This is a genomic window from Citrobacter sp. RHBSTW-00671, assembly GCF_014103415.1.
In the GTDB taxonomy this organism is placed as follows: Bacteria; Pseudomonadota; Gammaproteobacteria; order Enterobacterales; family Enterobacteriaceae; genus Citrobacter.
This window is the reverse complement of the sequence record NZ_JABXPR010000001.1, coordinates 255,984-273,565: the sequence shown is the minus strand read 5'-3', so window position 1 is coordinate 273,565 and position 17,582 is coordinate 255,984. Positions and strand designations below refer to the sequence as shown.

The 17,582-nt window shown below is 52.5% G+C and carries 12 protein-coding genes, 1 rRNA gene and 1 riboswitch; of the genes, 9 read left to right on the top strand and 4 right to left on the bottom strand.

Features of this window, described 5'->3' with window-relative positions; translation table 11 throughout:
- Positions 1-101: 101 nt before the first annotated feature.
- On the bottom strand, positions 102-2,753 hold the full coding sequence (gene ppc, locus HV261_RS01305) for a phosphoenolpyruvate carboxylase (RefSeq protein ID WP_202037227.1): 2,652 nt from the start codon (positions 2,751-2,753) through the stop codon (positions 102-104).
- Positions 2,754-3,068: 315 nt separating this feature from the next.
- Complete coding sequence (argE, locus tag HV261_RS01300) at positions 3,069-4,220, bottom strand: acetylornithine deacetylase (RefSeq protein ID WP_137381482.1); 1,152 nt, start codon at positions 4,218-4,220, stop codon at positions 3,069-3,071.
- A 155-nt stretch (positions 4,221-4,375) separates the two neighbouring features.
- Between argE and argC the strand changes: the two genes are divergently transcribed.
- From argC to oxyR, 4 genes are all read left to right on the top strand, one after another.
- Positions 4,376-5,380, top strand: coding sequence for an N-acetyl-gamma-glutamyl-phosphate reductase (gene argC, locus HV261_RS01295; RefSeq protein WP_202037226.1), 1,005 nt, complete (start codon positions 4,376-4,378; stop codon positions 5,378-5,380).
- 7 nt (positions 5,381-5,387) lie between these two features.
- Positions 5,388-6,164 carry an acetylglutamate kinase gene (gene argB / locus HV261_RS01290; protein WP_202037225.1) on the top strand — a complete coding sequence of 259 codons (777 nt, stop codon included), beginning with the start codon at positions 5,388-5,390 and terminating at the stop codon, positions 6,162-6,164.
- 108 nt (positions 6,165-6,272) lie between these two features.
- Entirely contained in the window at positions 6,273-7,643 is a 1,371-nt protein-coding gene (gene argH / locus HV261_RS01285) for an argininosuccinate lyase (protein WP_202037224.1), read from the top strand.
- A gap of 312 nt (positions 7,644-7,955) precedes the next feature.
- A complete protein-coding gene (oxyR, locus tag HV261_RS01280; protein ID WP_137381485.1) occupies positions 7,956-8,873 on the top strand; it encodes a DNA-binding transcriptional regulator OxyR in 918 nt (305 codons plus the stop codon).
- Here the strand turns inward: oxyR and sthA are convergent.
- Positions 8,856-10,256: a Si-specific NAD(P)(+) transhydrogenase gene (gene sthA / locus HV261_RS01275; RefSeq protein WP_202037223.1), complete on the bottom strand. Its 1,401-nt coding sequence runs from the start codon at positions 10,254-10,256 to the stop codon at positions 8,856-8,858. The genes oxyR and sthA overlap by 18 nt on opposite strands.
- A gap of 191 nt (positions 10,257-10,447) precedes the next feature.
- Between sthA and fabR the strand changes: the two genes are divergently transcribed.
- Positions 10,448-11,083: an HTH-type transcriptional repressor FabR gene (gene fabR, locus HV261_RS01270; RefSeq protein WP_003028862.1), complete on the top strand. Its 636-nt coding sequence runs from the start codon at positions 10,448-10,450 to the stop codon at positions 11,081-11,083.
- A 15-nt stretch (positions 11,084-11,098) separates the two neighbouring features.
- Complete coding sequence (locus tag HV261_RS01265) at positions 11,099-11,458, top strand: YijD family membrane protein (protein ID WP_003825114.1); 360 nt, start codon at positions 11,099-11,101, stop codon at positions 11,456-11,458.
- 82 nt (positions 11,459-11,540) lie between these two features.
- Here HV261_RS01265 and trmA read toward each other — a convergent pair whose 3' ends face one another.
- Positions 11,541-12,641, bottom strand: a complete 1,101-nt coding sequence (trmA, locus tag HV261_RS01260) for a tRNA (uridine(54)-C5)-methyltransferase TrmA (RefSeq protein ID WP_202037222.1) — start codon at positions 12,639-12,641, stop codon at positions 11,541-11,543.
- Positions 12,642-12,756: 115 nt separating this feature from the next.
- Positions 12,757-12,954: riboswitch (cobalamin riboswitch) on the top strand.
- Positions 12,955-13,018: 64 nt separating this feature from the next.
- Between trmA and btuB the strand changes: the two genes are divergently transcribed.
- The 3 genes from btuB to HV261_RS01245 all read left to right on the top strand — a co-directional run bounded on the left by btuB (position 13,019) and on the right by HV261_RS01245 (position 17,571).
- Positions 13,019-14,857, top strand: a complete 1,839-nt coding sequence (gene btuB, locus HV261_RS01255) for a TonB-dependent vitamin B12 receptor BtuB (protein ID WP_202037221.1) — start codon at positions 13,019-13,021, stop codon at positions 14,855-14,857.
- The gene (gene murI, locus HV261_RS01250) at positions 14,802-15,653 is read left to right on the top strand and encodes a glutamate racemase (protein ID WP_137381510.1); all 852 of its coding nucleotides are present in this window, start codon (positions 14,802-14,804) and stop codon (positions 15,651-15,653) included. Before btuB ends, murI begins: the two co-directional genes overlap by 56 nt.
- 378 nt (positions 15,654-16,031) lie before the next feature.
- Positions 16,032-17,571 (top strand): 16S ribosomal RNA (locus HV261_RS01245).
- Positions 17,572-17,582: the final 11 nt, after the last annotated feature.

Sequence of the window (17,582 nt, the reverse complement as noted above, 5' to 3'; positions counted from 1 at the left end):
TGTATAAAATGCAGACAGGAATATATTAAAAATGAGATGGTTATGACAGCAGTATTTTATATCACCCTCGCGCAATAGCACGAGGGTGACAGGCATAAAAATTAGCCGGTGTTACGCATACCGGCAGCAACGCCAGCAATTGTCACCATTAGCGCCTGTTCGACGCGTGGGTCTGGTGCATGACCTTGCTCTTCTGCCAGGCGCGAACGATATAATAATTCGGCCTGTAAGACGTTCAGTGGATCAGTATAAATATTCCTTAACTGAATAGACTCGGCAATCCACGGTAGATCGGCCATCAAATGCGAGTCATTGGCGATTGCCAACACCACATTGATATCGGCTTCCAGACGCTGACGCAGTTCTTCACCCAATGGCCAAAGCTCTTTTTTGACCAGACGCTGATCGTAGTACTCCGCCAGCCACAGGTCAGCTTTTGAGAACACCATCTCCAGCATGCCAAGACGCGTGGAGAAGAATGGCCAGTCACGGCACATTGCTTCAAGCTCGCTTTGCTTACCGTCTTCAACCACTTTTTGCAGTGCCGTACCCGCACCCAGCCAGGCCGGAAGCATCAGGCGGTTCTGAGTCCAGGCGAAGATCCACGGAATAGCACGCAGAGACTCTACGCCACCGGTCGGGCGACGTTTTGCCGGACGTGAGCCGAGCGGTAACTTGCCCAGTTCCTGCTCTGGTGTTGCGGAACGGAAGTAAGGTACAAAGTCTTTGTTTTCACGGACATACCCACGATAGAGATCGCAGGAGATATCTGAAAGCTCATCCATGATATGACGCCAGCCATCTTTTGGTTCCGGCGGCGGTAACAGGTTAGCTTCCAGAATTGCGGCAGTGTACAGCGACAGGCTGCTGATGGTGACTTCCGGCAGGCCGTATTTGAAGCGGATCATCTCGCCTTGTTCCGTCACACGCAGGCCACCTTTAAGGCTACCTGGCGGTTGAGAGAGCAGTGCGGCATGGGCAGGCGCGCCGCCGCGACCAATAGAGCCGCCGCGACCGTGGAACAGCGTCAGTTCAATACCGGCTTTTTCGCAGGTTTTGATCAGCGCGTCCTGTGCCTGATATTGCGCCCAGGAAGCGGCCATCACGCCGGCGTCTTTTGCTGAGTCAGAATAGCCAATCATGACCATCTGTTTGCCCTGAATAAAGCCGCGATACCAGTCGATATTCAGCAGCTGGCTCATGACATCATCGGCGTTGTTGAGGTCGTCCAGCGTTTCAAACAGCGGTGCAACTGGCATAGCAAAACCAATGCCGGCTTCTTTCAGCAGTAAATGCACGGCCAGTACGTCAGAGGGTGTTTTCGCCATTGAGATAACATAGGCAGCAATGGAGCCATAAGGGGCTTCGGCAATCACCCGGCAGGTATCGAGCACTTCACGGGTATCGTTGCTGGGTTCCCAATTACGTGGCAGAAGCGGGCGCTTGGAGTTCAGTTCACGGATCAAGAAGGCTTGTTTATCCGCTTCTGACCAGTTTTCGTAGTCGCCAATTCCCAGATACCGGGTCAATTCGCCCAGTGCCTCGGTATGACGAGTGCTTTCCTGACGAATATCAATGCGTACCAGCGGTACGCCGAAACACTTCACGCGCCTAAGGGTGTCGAGCAACTCGCCATTGGCGATGATACCCATACCACAGGCCTGCAGAGACTGGTAACACGCATACAGCGGCTCCCAAAGCTGTTCGTTTTGGGTTAGCAGGCCAGCTGGTTTTGGCAGTTTTTCGCCTTTCAGACGCGCTTCCAGCCAGGCCTGAGTTGCCATCAGACGCGAACGCAGCATTTTCATCAGATAGCGGTAAGGTTCTGCCGCACCTTCTTCACCGACCAGCGCCATCAGTTCCGGTGTGGCTTCAACCATCGACAGCTCAGAAATCAGGAACTGGATGTCCTTCAGGAACAGGTCAGTGGCTTTCCAACGGCTAAGCAGCAGCACATGGCGGGTGATATCTGCAGTGACATTCGGGTTACCATCACGGTCGCCGCCCATCCAGGAGGTAAAACGCACCGGAACAAAATCAACAGGTAGCTTATAGCCCAGATGTTCTTCCAGCTGTTCATTTAGCTCGCGCAGATAGTTGGGTACGCCTTCCCACAGGCTGTTTTCAACCACTGCGAAGCCCCATTTGGCTTCATCAACCGGGCTTGGTCGTAGTTTACGGATTTCATCCGTATGCCAGGACTGAGCAATCAACTGACGCAGACGACGCATCAGCTGATTGCGTTCGTAATCAACGATATCTTTGTTATCAAGCTGTTTGAGGCATGCGTTTACTTCACCCATTTTATGAATCAAGGTGCGGCGGGTGATTTCGGTTGGGTGTGCGGTCAGTACCAGCTCGAGAGACAGCGATTCCACGGCGTTCTTGATGGTGGCCTCATCGAGGTTGGGCTGGTCTTTCAGTTTACGCAAAGTACGAGCAATCACTTCCGGGTTGCTGGCAGCTTCGCCTTTTGGCGAAATACTGTGGTACTGCTCGGCGGTATTGGCCAGATTCAGGAACTGGCTAAATGCGCGGGCAACGGGCAGTAGCTCGTCGTTAGACAGATTTTGCAGTGTGGTGAGCAGCTCCTGGCGATTAACTTCATTGCCAGCGCGGGATGATTTAGACAGCTTACGGATTGTTTCTACGCGATCAAGAATGTTCTCTCCCAGCGCATCCTTGATGGTCTCTCCCAGCACTTTGCCGAGCATACTGACATTACTACGCAACGCGGAATATTGTTCGTTCATATTAACCCAGACACCCCATCTTTAATTTATGTGTCCTGTATCCTTCGCGCCACAGCGGCGTTGGCTGCGCTCGAAATCTCTCGGACTTAATTTTTCGCCGTCTTTTATAAAGCCACGTAAAAACCCTTACGTCAATTGCTGCGAAATCGGTTCAGCAAACGAATAAATGCCGGGAATTTATTAAAGTTAATTCACATCGTGCCAAATAAGAAAAGCTTATGAACATGTGACATAGAGATGCCGGATGGCGCTGCGCTTATCCGGCCTACAAGACGGGGTAGGCCCGGTAAGCGTAGCGCCACCGGGCGAGTTTCATTAGTGCCAGCAGAAATGGTGCACAACTTGGGTGATCAATTCGCGGGTTGGCTTAATAAAGCGTGTTTCCAGATATTCATCTGGCTGATGTGCCTGATTAATAGAACCGGGACCCAATACCAGCGTCGGACACAGCGTCTGGATAAACGGCGCTTCGGTGCAGTAGTTCACCACTTCAGTCTGTGCGCCCAGCAGTTTCTCAACCACCTCGACCAGCTGATGGTCCGGCGGACACTCATAGCCAGGAATGGGCGGATGCAGTTCCGACACCGTCAGGCGACCCGGCCAACGTTCACTGACCGGGGCCAATGCATCGTTGAGTAGCCCATTCAGATCGTTAAGCGTCATGCCAGGTAGCGGACGAATATCCATATGCAGTTCGCAGCAGGCGCAGATACGGTTAGCAGCATCACCGCCATGAATATGTCCCAGATTTAACGTGGGGTACGGCACGGTAAAGGCGTCATGGTGATAGCGTTCTTTCAGGTCATCGCGCAGCTTCATGATATGGCCGATAGCATCATGCATTAGTTCAATCGCATTCACGCCGCGTGCCGGATCGCTTGAGTGACCCGACTGACCCAAAATTCGAATGGCGTTAGAGATATGGCCTTTGTGCGCGCGAACGGGCTGCAGAGATGTCGGTTCACCAATGATTGCGCAGTCCGGGCGGAGCGAGGTCGTTTCAGAAAAGTAACGTGCGCCGGCCATGCTGGTCTCTTCATCAGCGGTGGCCAGAATGTAGAGCGGCTTTTTCAGTTTCGTGACATCCACACCGCGCAGAGCATCGAGAATAAAGGCGAAAAAGCCTTTCATATCCGCGGTGCCCAGACCGTAGAGCTTATTGTCGTGCTCGGTAAGAGTGAAGGGATCGCGTGTCCAACGCCCATCGTCAAAAGGTACGGTATCGGTATGGCCTGCCAACAACAGACCACCGGCACCGTGCCCGACACTCGCCAGCATGTTGAATTTATTGCGCGTACCAGGAACTGGCTGAACCTCAACATTGAAGCCTAAATCTTTGAACCAGTCCGCCAGCAGAGTGATTAAACCTGCATTGCTTTGATCGAGCGCTTCTTCGGTTGCGCTAATCGACGGTGTGGCAATCAGAGCGCGGTAAATCTCGATAAATGGCGGTAAATTGTTTTTCATTGTTGACACACCTCGGGTCATGATAGTATCAATATTCATGCAGTATTTGTGAATAAAAATACAATAACATTGAGCGTAATAAAACCCACCAAGTGTAAGGTGAGGTGATAAAGGCTTATACCTGGCAACCGAATCTAAGAAGGTGAACAGCTCCGATGTTGAATACGCTGATTGTGGGCGCGAGTGGCTACGCTGGCGCAGAGCTTGTGACCTATGTAAATCGCCATCCTGATATGACCATAACCGCTTTGACCGTCTCAGCGCAAAGCAATGATGCAGGAAAATTAATCTCCGATTTACATCCGCAGCTAAAAGGCATTGTCGATTTGCCGTTACAGCCAATGTCCGATATCAGCGAGTTTAGCGCAGGGGTGGACGTTGTGTTTCTCGCGACGGCTCATGAGGTCAGTCATGATCTGGCTCCGCAGTTTCTGCGTGCTGGGTGTGTGGTGTTTGACCTCTCGGGCGCGTTCCGCGTAAACGACGGCGCATTCTATGAGCAATACTATGGTTTTACCCATCAGCATCCTGAACTGCTGGAACAAGCGGTATACGGTCTGGCTGAGTGGAGCGCAGACAGACTGAAAGACGCGAATTTGATTGCGGTTCCGGGTTGTTACCCGGCGGCGGCACAATTGTCGCTGAAACCACTGATTGATGCCGGGCTGCTGGACCTGACTCAGTGGCCGGTGATTAACGCCACCAGTGGGGTGAGCGGTGCGGGCCGTAAGGCCGCTATTTCGAACAGCTTCTGTGAGGTGAGCCTGCAACCGTATGGCGTGTTTACTCATCGCCATCAGCCGGAAATTGCTACTCACCTGGGTACGGAGGTGATCTTCACTCCACATCTGGGCAATTTCCCGCGTGGGATACTGGAAACCATTACCTGCCGTCTGAATGCGGGGGTAACTCAGGCTCAGGTCGCGCAGACACTGCAACAGGCATACAGCGATAAACCGCTGGTGCGTCTGTATGAGAAAGGTGTTCCGGCACTGAAAAACGTGGTTGGCTTACCGTTCTGTGATATCGGATTTGCTGTGCAGGGCGAACATCTGATTGTGGTAGCGACGGAAGATAACTTATTGAAGGGCGCGGCGGCACAGGCCATGCAGTGCGCAAATATCCGTTTCGGCTTTGCTGAGACGCAGTCTCTTATTTAAGGGTGCAATGATGAATCCATTAATTATCAAGCTGGGCGGCGTTTTACTGGATAGCGAAGAGGCGCTGGAGCGTCTGTTTACCGCGCTGGTAAATTATCGCGAGTCGCATCAACGTCCGCTGGTCATTGTGCACGGTGGTGGCTGTGTTGTCGACGAGCTGATGAAACAACTTAATCTGCCGGTGAAAAAGAAAAATGGCCTGCGTGTTACGCCAGCCGATCAAATCGACATCATCACCGGGGCGCTGGCGGGAACCGCGAATAAAACCTTACTGGCCTGGGCGAAGAAACATCAAATTGCCTCTGTGGGTCTGTATCTTGGCGATGGCGATAGTGTAAAAGTGACGCCGCTCGATAAAGAGTTAGGTCACGTTGGACTGGCGCAGCCGGGTTCGCCTAAGCTGATTAACACGCTGCTGGAAGGGGGATTTCTGCCGATAGTGAGTTCCATTGGCGTTACTGAAGATGGGCTGTTGATGAACGTCAATGCCGATCAGGCGGCGACGGCGCTGGCGGCAACGCTGGGGGCTGATCTGATCCTGCTCTCCGATGTGAGCGGTATTCTGGATGGTAAAGGCCAGCGTATTGCCGAAATGACCGCGATGAAAGCGGAACAGTTGATTGAGCAGGGCATTATTACCGATGGCATGATCGTGAAGGTCAATGCGGCGCTGGATGCTGCGCGTACGCTGGGCCGCCCGGTAGATATCGCCTCCTGGCGTCATGCTGAGCAACTCCCGGCGCTGTTTAACGGCACGCCGATTGGTACGCGTATTCTGGCTTAACTATTAATGTGCCGGATGGCGGCTTCGCCTTATCCGGCCGACATGGGTTTTGTAGGCCCGGTAAGCGTAGCGCCGCCGGGCAAAAATATCATATTAAGGAAATTCGTTATGGCACTTTGGGGTGGGCGTTTTACACAGGCAGCAGATCAGCGGTTCAAACAGTTCAACGACTCGTTGCGTTTTGACTACCGTCTGGCAGAGCAGGATATTGTCGGCTCTGTGGCCTGGTCCAAAGCGCTGGTAACCGTCGGTGTACTGACTGCTGATGAACAGCTACAGCTGGAAGAAGCGCTGAATAATCTGCTGGAAGAGGTACGCCTGGACCCGCAGCAGATCCTGCAAAGTGATGCGGAAGATATTCACAGCTGGGTGGAAGGCAAGCTGATTGATAAAGTCGGGCAGTTAGGTAAAAAACTGCACACCGGACGTAGCCGTAATGACCAGGTCGCAACTGACCTTAAACTGTGGTGCAAAGACACGGTCATGGAACTGCTGTCTGCGAATCGTCAGTTGCAAAGCGCGTTAGTCGACACCGCGCAAAATAATCAGGACGCGGTTATGCCGGGTTACACGCACTTGCAGCGGGCACAGCCGGTGACGTTTGCGCACTGGTGTCTGGCGTATGTCGAAATGCTGGCGCGTGATGAGAGCCGTCTGCAGGATGCGCTTAAGCGTCTGGACGTTAGCCCGTTAGGCTGTGGCGCACTGGCGGGTACCGCCTACGAAATCGATCGTGAGCAACTGGCTGGCTGGTTGGGCTTTGCCTCGGCAACCCGCAATAGCCTGGACAGCGTTTCTGATCGTGATCATGTCCTGGAGTTGCTCTCTGATGCCTCTATCGGCATGGTGCATCTGTCGCGCTTTGCTGAAGATCTGATTTTCTTTAACACCGGCGAAGCAGGCTTTGTTGAGTTATCCGATCGTGTGACCTCAGGTTCATCCCTGATGCCACAGAAGAAAAACCCGGATGCATTAGAGCTGATCCGTGGCAAATGTGGCCGCGTACAAGGTGCGCTGACCGGCATGATGATGACACTGAAAGGTCTGCCGCTGGCGTACAACAAAGACATGCAGGAAGACAAAGAAGGCCTGTTCGATGCGCTCGATACCTGGCTGGACTGTTTGCACATGGCTGCGCTGGTGCTGGACGGTATTCAGGTGAAACGCCCGCGTTGTCAGGAAGCGGCGCAGCAGGGTTATGCTAACGCCACTGAATTGGCGGATTATCTGGTTGCCAAAGGTGTTCCGTTCCGCGAAGCACACCATATCGTAGGTGAGACGGTGGTTGAGGCGATTCGTCAGGGTAAACCGCTGGAAGGATTGTCGCTGGCCGACTTGCAAAAGTTCAGCAGCGTCATTGGCGATGATGTCTATCCGATACTCTCCCTGCAATCCTGTCTGGATAAACGTGCGGCGAAAGGCGGCGTATCACCGCAGCAGGTCGCGCAGGCAATCGACGATGCGAAGGCGCGTCTGTAGGCCGGATAAGGCGAAGCCGCCATCCGGCACTGTGCGTCGTTCTGCCTGATAAGCGTAGCGCCATCAGGAAAAAAGTTATCAGAGCCTGGCATTAAGCCGGGCTTTTTTATGCAAAAAAAAGCGGACCAGAGGTCCGCAAAAGTTCACGTTGGCTTTAGTTATTTCGAGTATGAGAACGGACAGGCGCTTCAAGGGTTAAAGGGTACCGTTCCGTTTCTGTGGTGCATTATTAAACAGAAAGCTTGATAGGGATAATCGTTCGTTGCTATGCTACCTATCGCCATGAACTATCGTGGCGAAGGAGGATGAATAATGAATATTCGTGATCTTGAATACCTGGTGGCGCTAGCCGAGCATCGTCACTTCCGGCGAGCGGCGGACTCCTGCCACGTCAGCCAGCCCACGCTTAGCGGGCAAATCCGCAAACTGGAAGATGAGCTTGGCGTTATGCTGCTGGAGCGTACGAGTCGTAAAGTGCTGTTCACTCAGGCAGGTTTACTGCTGGTGGATCAGGCGCGTACCGTGCTGCGCGAGGTCAAAGTGCTCAAGGAAATGGCAAGCCAACAAGGCGAAACAATGTCTGGCCCGCTGCACATCGGTTTGATCCCAACGGTGGGGCCATACCTGTTGCCGCATATTATCCCTATGTTGCACCAGACCTTCCCGAAACTGGAAATGTACCTGCATGAAGCGCAGACGCATCAGCTGCTGGCGCAACTGGATAGCGGTAAGCTCGACTGTGTGATCCTGGCGTTGGTCAAGGAAAGTGAGGCGTTCATTGAAGTGCCGCTGTTTGATGAACCTATGATGCTGGCGATCTATGAAGATCACCCATGGGCAAACCGCGACTGTGTGCCGATGTCAGATTTAGCCGGTGAAAAACTGCTGATGCTGGAAGATGGGCACTGTCTGCGCGATCAGGCGATGGGCTTCTGCTTTGAAGCCGGTGCCGATGAAGACACCCATTTCCGGGCAACCAGTCTGGAAACGCTGCGCAATATGGTTGCGGCAGGGAGTGGCATTACTTTGCTGCCTGCACTGGCCGTTCCGCCAGAGCGTAAGCGTGATGGTGTGGTCTATCTGCCGTGCATTAAGCCAGAACCGCGCCGTACTATTGGTCTCGTCTATCGTCCGGGATCGCCGTTACGCAGCCGTTATGAACAGCTGGCAGAGGCCATCCGTGGGGCAATGGATGGCCATTTCGACAAAGCGTTAAAACAGGCGGTTTAAGCCGTTTAGCGCGGCTACCCGATAGGCTTCTGCCATGGTTGGGTAGTTAAAGGTGGTGTTAACGAAGTACTCGATGGTGTTACCACCACCTTTTTGCTCCATGATCGCCTGACCGATATGAATAATTTCGGCTGCGCGTTCCCCAAAGCAATGGATCCCCAAAATCTCTTTGGTCTCGCGATGGAACAAAATCTTCAGCGTACCGACACTCATTCCGACGATTTGCGCTCGTGCCAGATGTTTAAACTGGGCGCGACCGACTTCGTATGGGACTTTCATTGCCGTTAGCTGCTGTTCGGTTTTACCGACGGAGCTGATTTCAGGAATGGTATAAATCCCGGTGGGAATATCTTCGATCAGATGTGCGGTGGCTTCGCCTTTGACCAGTGCCTGAGCGGCGATACGTCCCTGATCGTAAGCTGCAGATGCCAGGCTTGGGTAACCGATCACATCGCCAACGGCATACACATGCGGCAGTGCGGTCTGATACATGCTATTCACTTTTAGCTGCCCGCGACTGTCCGTTTTCAGACCAATATTTTCCAGTGCCAGCGAATCGGTATTACCGGTGCGACCATTGGCGTACAGCAGACAGTCTGCTTTCAGCTTTTTACCGGATTTCAGGTGCATGATGACGCCGTCATCACAGCCTTCAATCCGCTCATATTCTTCGTTGTGGCGAATGACCACGCCGCTGTTCCAGAAGTGGTATGAGAGCGAATCGGACATCTCTTGATCGAGGAATGCCAGCAGACGATCGCGGGTGTTGATTAAATCAACTTTTACGTCCATCCCTCGGAAGATCGACGCATATTCGCAGCCAATCACGCCTGCGCCATAAATCAGAACATGGCGAGGTTCGTGATGTAGGCTGAGGATAGAATCGCTGTCGTAAACGCGTGGGTGCGAAAAATCGACGTCAGTTGGATGATAAGGGCGCGAGCCACAGGCAATAACAAACTTATCTGCGGTGAGTGTTTCCACTGTACCGTCGTGACATTCCAGAGCAAGGGTGTGTTCGTCGACGAAACGGGCATTTCCCTGCAGAATTTCACAGTGGTTGCGCTCGTAAAAACCTTGCCGCATACGCGTTTGCTGATTAATTACGTTATCAGCATGGTTGAGAATATCGGCGAAAGAAGAACGAAGAAGTCGGGAATGGTCGCTGTAAAGTGGGTTCTGATTGAATTCGATAATACGGCTGACTGCGTGGCGGAGCGCTTTCGACGGGATTGTGCCCCAATGGGTACAGCCTCCGCCGACGTTATGATAGCGCTCAATAACCGCGACGCGCGCTCCTTGCTTAACCAGACCCATCGCAGCGCCTTCGCCGCCGGGACCGGAACCTATTACTATTGCATCGTAATCGTAGGAATGTGACATGGTCAGGCTTACCTGTTCTTATACATAAAAGCAACAGAATAGTAACATCGTTGTTGGGATAACCCAATTATCGTTGTGCTTTTTTGCGAAGTCGAAGCACAAACTGCGCGTAAACAATCATTCACAAAGCCATGCCAACCGCCGAATCTCTGGTATAGTGCCAGCAAGGTATGTGGAAGGATTCAGACATCGTGATGGGCGTTAGAGCGCAACAAAAAGAGAAAACCCGGCGTTCGCTGGTAGAAGCCGCATTTAGTCAACTCAGCGCTGAGCGTAGTTTTGCCAGCCTAAGTTTACGAGAAGTTGCTCGTGAAGCGGGCATTGCGCCAACCTCGTTTTATCGCCATTTCCGCGATGTGGATGAGCTCGGCCTGACGATGGTGGATGAGAGTGGTTTGATGCTGCGCCAGTTGATGCGTCAGGCACGTCAGCGTATCGCCAAAGGCGGTAGTGTGATCCGTACCTCGGTCTCAACATTTATGGAGTTCATCGGCAACAATCCCAACGCCTTCCGTTTATTATTGCGCGAGCGTTCGGGCACCTCCGCAGCGTTTCGTGCAGCGGTTGCGCGTGAAATTCAGCACTTCATTGCGGAACTTGCGGACTATCTTGAACTCGAAAACCATATGCCTCGCGCGTTTACTGAAGCGCAAGCCGAAGCGATGGTAACGATTGTGTTCAGTGCCGGGGCAGAAGCACTGGATGTTGGCGCTGAACAGCGTCGGCAGCTGGAAGAGCGGCTGGTATTGCAACTGCGCATGATCGCCAAAGGCGCATTTTACTGGTACCGCCGTGAACAAGAGAAGATGACGCACCACTCCGAGTAACGAGAAGGACGAGCAATGAAACAGTCAGGTCAAGATAAAGGTACGCTGCTGCTGGCGCTGGTTGCTGGCTTATCGATCAATGGCACATTCGCGGCGCTGTTTAGCTCCATTGTGCCATTCTCTGTATTCCCGATTATTTCGCTGGTGTTGACGGTTTACTGTCTGCATCAACGTTACCAGAATCGCACCATGCCTGTGGGGTTACCGGGCCTGGCTGCAGCCTGTTTTATTCTCGGTGTTCTGCTGTACAGCACCGTTGTACGTGCTGAATATCCGGATATTGGCTCTAACTTCTTCCCGGCGGTACTGTCGGTGATTCTGGTGTTCTGGATCGGCTTTAAAGTGCGTAACCGTAAGCAGGAAATCGCGGAGTAACAGTTGTAGCTGTAGGCCGGATAAGGCAAAGCCGCTATCCGGCAATCTGAACCGGCAGTGCTTATCCGGCCTCCGTTCAGTCTTACTTCTTCGTTAACAGTACGCCGCACTCCATATGGTGCGTATACGGGAACTGATCGAACAGCGCCAGACGTGAAACATTGTGCGTCTGGCTTAATGTTTCCAGGTTCTGACACAGCGTCTCCGGGTTGCAGGAGATGTACAGAATCCGCGGATACGCCTGCACCATTTTCTCCGTTTCGCTGTCCAGACCGCTGCGCGGTGGGTCAACGAAAATGGTCTCGCACTGATAACTCTTCAGATCAATCCCCTGCAAACGGTTGAATTCGCGAACACCGTTCATTGCCTGCGTAAACTCTTCGGCGGCCATACGAATAATTTGTACATTATCAATATGGTTAGCGGCGATGTTGTACTGGGCTGCAGCAACGGACGGCTTGGCGATTTCGGTGGCCAGTACGCGGTTGAAGTTCTGCGCCAGCGCTAATGAAAAGTTGCCATTACCGCAGTACAGCTCCAACAGATCGCCCTTTGAACCTTTGGTGACATCAATCGCCCATTCCAGCATCTGAATGTTCATCGCAGCATTCGGTTGCGTGAAACTGTTCTCAACCTGACGGTAGATAATCTCTTTGCCCGCGACCGGTAAACGTTCGTCGATATAATCCTGATCCAACTCGATTTTAGTTTTGGTCGCCCGGCCGATCAGGTGCACATTCAGGTTTTGCGCCCGCAGCGCATCCCGCAGCGCTTCGGCTTCCTGGCGCCACTCATTATCCAGCTTTTTATGGTACAGCATGGATATCACCGCCTGATCGCTCAGGGTGGTGAGGTAATCAATCTGGAACAGTTTGTGACGCAGGACGTGGTTGTTGCGTACACCTTCAATCATTGCCGTCATCAGCGTATTGATAAGCTCGCTGGCCGCCGGAAAGCTGTCGACGCGAATACGGTTTTTCGTTTGGCTGTCGAACATGATGTGGTACAGGTCGTCCCCGTCATGCCACAGACGGAACTCGGCACGCATACGGTAATGGCTAACCGGTGAGCGGAACACTTCCGGAGCCTGTGCATAAAATGGCGTCATTAAGCTCTGCAGACGCGCCACTTTTTCAGCTAACTGTGCGTCGTACTGTTCTGTCGGAAGGTGTTCGGGGGTCATGATGCGTCCTGAAAAATAAAAGTACGCGGGGATTGTAGGGATTGCCCATCAGATGTCCAGTTATTGATGATTTCCGATATTGTGATATCCGGTCTGGACAGTAGGTTGTAACAAACTGTAGCATCCGTTTTCCGGTCCTGTGAGTTAAAAGGGAATCCAGTGTGAATCTGGAGCTGACGCGCAGCGGTAAGGAAAGGTGAAATGAGAGCGTAAAGCAGACACTGCCTGTGGGTGGGAAGTCTTCATTTCTTTTTTATTCGGTATCCTGAATAACCTTCCAAGCCCGAAGACCTGCCGGCTAACGTCGCATCTGGTTTTCACTATCGCGTACTATCGGTGGACCTGCGGCATCCTTCTTATATTGTGGATGCTTTACAATGATTAAAAAATCGTTGCTGTTGACGGCGCTTTCCGTCGCGGCATCTTCTGGTTGGGCGCAGGATGCTAGCCCAGATACTCTCGTCGTCACTGCCAACCGTTTTCAGCAGCCCCTAAGCGCAGTACTTGCACCCATCACCGTCGTTACACGTCAGGACATCGATCGCTGGCAATCTACCTCGGTAAACGATGTACTACGTCGTTTGCCTGGTGTTGATATCGCGCAAAGCGGCGGTATGGGGCAAAACTCGTCTATTTTTATTCGCGGCACTAACGCCAGCCATGTTCTGGTGTTGATAGATGGTGTGCGTCTTAATTTAGCGGGAGTTAGCGGCTCAGCCGATCTTAGCCAGTTCCCGGTATCGCTGGTGCAACGTATTGAGTATATCCGCGGGCCGCGTTCCGCCATATATGGTTCGGATGCGATTGGCGGCGTGGTGAATATCATTACTACGCGCGAAAAACCAGGGACGGAACTGACTGCCGGCGTGGGAAGCAATGGGTATCAGAATTATGATATCTCAACCCAACAACAGCTTGGCGAAAATACGCGTGTCACGCTGATGGGCGATTATGCCTACACCAAAGGCTTCGATGTCGTGGCCTACGGTAGCACTGGCGCACAGGCTCAACCGGATAAAGACGGTTTCTTAAGCAAGACGCTGTATGGCGCACTGGAGCACAACTTCTCCGAGACATGGAGTGGGTTCGTTCGTGGTTATGGTTATGATAACCGCACAGATTATGACTCGTATTATTCTCCTGGCTCGGCGCTACTTGATACCCGACAGCTTTATAGCCAGAGCTGGGACGCTGGGTTACGTTTTAATGGCGAGCTTATTCAGTCACAACTGGTTTCGAGCTACAGCCACAGTAAAGACTACAACTATGATCCGAACTATGGTCGCTATGATTCCTCGGCCACGCTGGATGATATGAAGCAGTACAATGTTCAGTGGTCAAACAGCATCGTTGTTGGCCACGGTAACATTGGTGCAGGCGTGGACTGGCAGAAGCAAACCACGGAGCCAGGCACTGGGTATGTTACGGACGGTTACGACCAACGTAATACTGGCCTCTATTTGACGGGATTGCAGCAGCTTGGTGACTTCACCTTCGAAGGTGCGGCTCGTAGTGATGATAACTCCGAGTTTGGTCGTCATGGTACATGGCAAACCAGTGCCGGATGGGAGTTTATCGAAGGCTATCGTTTTATTGCCTCCTATGGCACATCTTACAAAGCGCCAAATCTGGGGCAGTTGCATGGCTATTACGGCAATGCAAACCTTGACCCCGAAGAGAGTAAGCAGTGGGAAGGGGCGTTTGAAGGGTTAACATCAGGTGTTAACTGGCGCGTGTCAGGGTATCGCAACGATATCGATGACATGATCGACTACAACACCCACACTCAGAAGTACTACAACGAAGGCAAAGCGCGTATTAAAGGTATTGAAGCGACTGCAAACTTCGACACAGGGCCGTTGGCGCATACGCTTAGCTACGACTACGTAGATTCGCGTAATGCGATTACCAACGAGCCACTGGCTCGTCGTTCTAAACAGCAGGTGAAATACCAACTCGACTGGCAGGTCTATGATTTTGACTGGGGCCTGACATATCAATATCTGGGGACGCGATACGATACGGACTACGTTACTTATCAACCGGTAAAATTGGGCGGTGTGAGTTTGTGGGATCTGGCCGTGTCATATCCGATCACCTCACAGCTGACAGTTCGTGGTAAAATCGCCAACCTGTTCGATAAAGATTACGAGACAGTTTATGGCTACCCAACTGCAGGACGGGAATACACCTTGTCTGGCAGCTACACCTTCTGATTCACGTCCCACCGTGCTGGTGTTTGATTCCGGCGTCGGTGGGTTGTCGGTCTACAATGAGATCCGCAACCTCCTGCCGGATCTCCACTATATTTATGCTTTCGATAACGTCGCCTTTCCTTATGGTGAGAAAAGCGAAGAGTTTATCGTTGAGCGTGTTGTTGAGATTGTGACGGCAGTTCAGCAACGCTATCCCCTCGCACTTGCGGTTATCGCATGCAATACCGCCAGCACGGTGTCACTCCCGGCATTACGGGAAAAGTTCGCTTTTCCGGTTGTCGGTGTGGTGCCTGCGATTAAACCCGCGGCGCGGCTCACGGCGAATGGTATTGTAGGGCTACTGGCGACGCGCGCGACGGTGAAACGCTCGTACACACACGAATTGATTGCGCGCTTTGCTAACGAGTGTCAGATAGCGATGTTGGGATCCGCTGAGTTGGTGGAGCTGGCAGAAGCGAAGCTGCACGGAGAACCCGTCTCGCTGGAAGAGCTGCGCCGTATTCTGCGACCGTGGCTGCGGATGTCGGAACCCCCTGATACGGTGGTTCTTGGATGCACCCATTTCCCTCTATTACAGGAAGAGTTATTACAAGTCCTCCCGGAAGGGACGCGACTGGTGGATTCCGGTGCAGCGATTGCGCGTCGCACGGCCTGGCTATTAGAACACGAAGCGCCAGATGCAAAATCAGCCGATGAGAATGTGGCATTCTGCATGGCAATGACAACCGAGGCCGAACAGTTATTGCCAGTGTTGCAGCGCTATGGCTTCAAAACGCTCGAAAAACTGGCGATTTAGTCTGTTTTGGTGAAAAAGTACGCACTCGGAAAATTATTTTAAATTTCCCCTTGTCAGCCTGAAATAACTCCCTATAATGCGCCTCCACTGACACGGAACAACGGATTACACGCCGCCGGGTCAGCGGGGTTCCACTGAGAACTTCGAGGAGAAAAGCAAAAATAAATGCTTGACTCTGAATGAGGAAAACGTAATATACGGGACCTCGCGACAGAGCGCTAAAGCGCGTCGCAACTGCTCTTTAACAATTTATCAGACAATCTGTGTGGGCACTCGAAGATACGGATTCTTAACGTCGCAAGACGAAAAATGAATACCAAGTCTCCTGAGTGAACATACGTAATTCATTACGAAGTTTAATTCACGAGCATCAAACTTAAATTGAAGAGTTTGATCATGGCTCAGATTGAACGCTGGCGGCAGGCCTAACACATGCAAGTCGAACGGTAGCACAGAGAGCTTGCTCTTGGGTGACGAGTGGCGGACGGGTGAGTAATGTCTGGGAAACTGCCCGATGGAGGGGGATAACTACTGGAAACGGTAGCTAATACCGCATAACGTCGCAAGACCAAAGAGGGGGACCTTCGGGCCTCTTGCCATCGGATGTGCCCAGATGGGATTAGCTAGTAGGTGGGGTAACGGCTCACCTAGGCGACGATCCCTAGCTGGTCTGAGAGGATGACCAGCCACACTGGAACTGAGACACGGTCCAGACTCCTACGGGAGGCAGCAGTGGGGAATATTGCACAATGGGCGCAAGCCTGATGCAGCCATGCCGCGTGTATGAAGAAGGCCTTCGGGTTGTAAAGTACTTTCAGCGAGGAGGAAGGGGATGTGGTTAATAACCGCATTCATTGACGTTACTCGCAGAAGAAGCACCGGCTAACTCCGTGCCAGCAGCCGCGGTAATACGGAGGGTGCAAGCGTTAATCGGAATTACTGGGCGTAAAGCGCACGCAGGCGGTCTGTCAAGTCGGATGTGAAATCCCCGGGCTCAACCTGGGAACTGCATCCGAAACTGGCAGGCTAGAGTCTTGTAGAGGGGGGTAGAATTCCAGGTGTAGCGGTGAAATGCGTAGAGATCTGGAGGAATACCGGTGGCGAAGGCGGCCCCCTGGACAAAGACTGACGCTCAGGTGCGAAAGCGTGGGGAGCAAACAGGATTAGATACCCTGGTAGTCCACGCCGTAAACGATGTCGACTTGGAGGTTGTGCCCTTGAGGCGTGGCTTCCGGAGCTAACGCGTTAAGTCGACCGCCTGGGGAGTACGGCCGCAAGGTTAAAACTCAAATGAATTGACGGGGGCCCGCACAAGCGGTGGAGCATGTGGTTTAATTCGATGCAACGCGAAGAACCTTACCTACTCTTGACATCCACGGAATTTAGCAGAGATGCTTTAGTGCCTTCGGGAACCGTGAGACAGGTGCTGCATGGCTGTCGTCAGCTCGTGTTGTGAAATGTTGGGTTAAGTCCCGCAACGAGCGCAACCCTTATCCTTTGTTGCCAGCGGTCCGGCCGGGAACTCAAAGGAGACTGCCAGTGATAAACTGGAGGAAGGTGGGGATGACGTCAAGTCATCATGGCCCTTACGAGTAGGGCTACACACGTGCTACAATGGCGCATACAAAGAGAAGCGACCTCGCGAGAGCAAGCGGACCTCATAAAGTGCGTCGTAGTCCGGATTGGAGTCTGCAACTCGACTCCATGAAGTCGGAATCGCTAGTAATCGTGGATCAGAATGCCACGGTGAATACGTTCCCGGGCCTTGTACACACCGCCCGTCACACCATGGGAGTGGGTTGCAAAAGAAGTAGGTAGCTTAACCTTCGGGAGGGCGCTTACCACTTTGTGATTCATGACTGGGGTGAAGTCGTAACAAGGTAACCGTAGGGGAACCTGCGGTTGGATCACCTCCTTACCTTAAAGAAA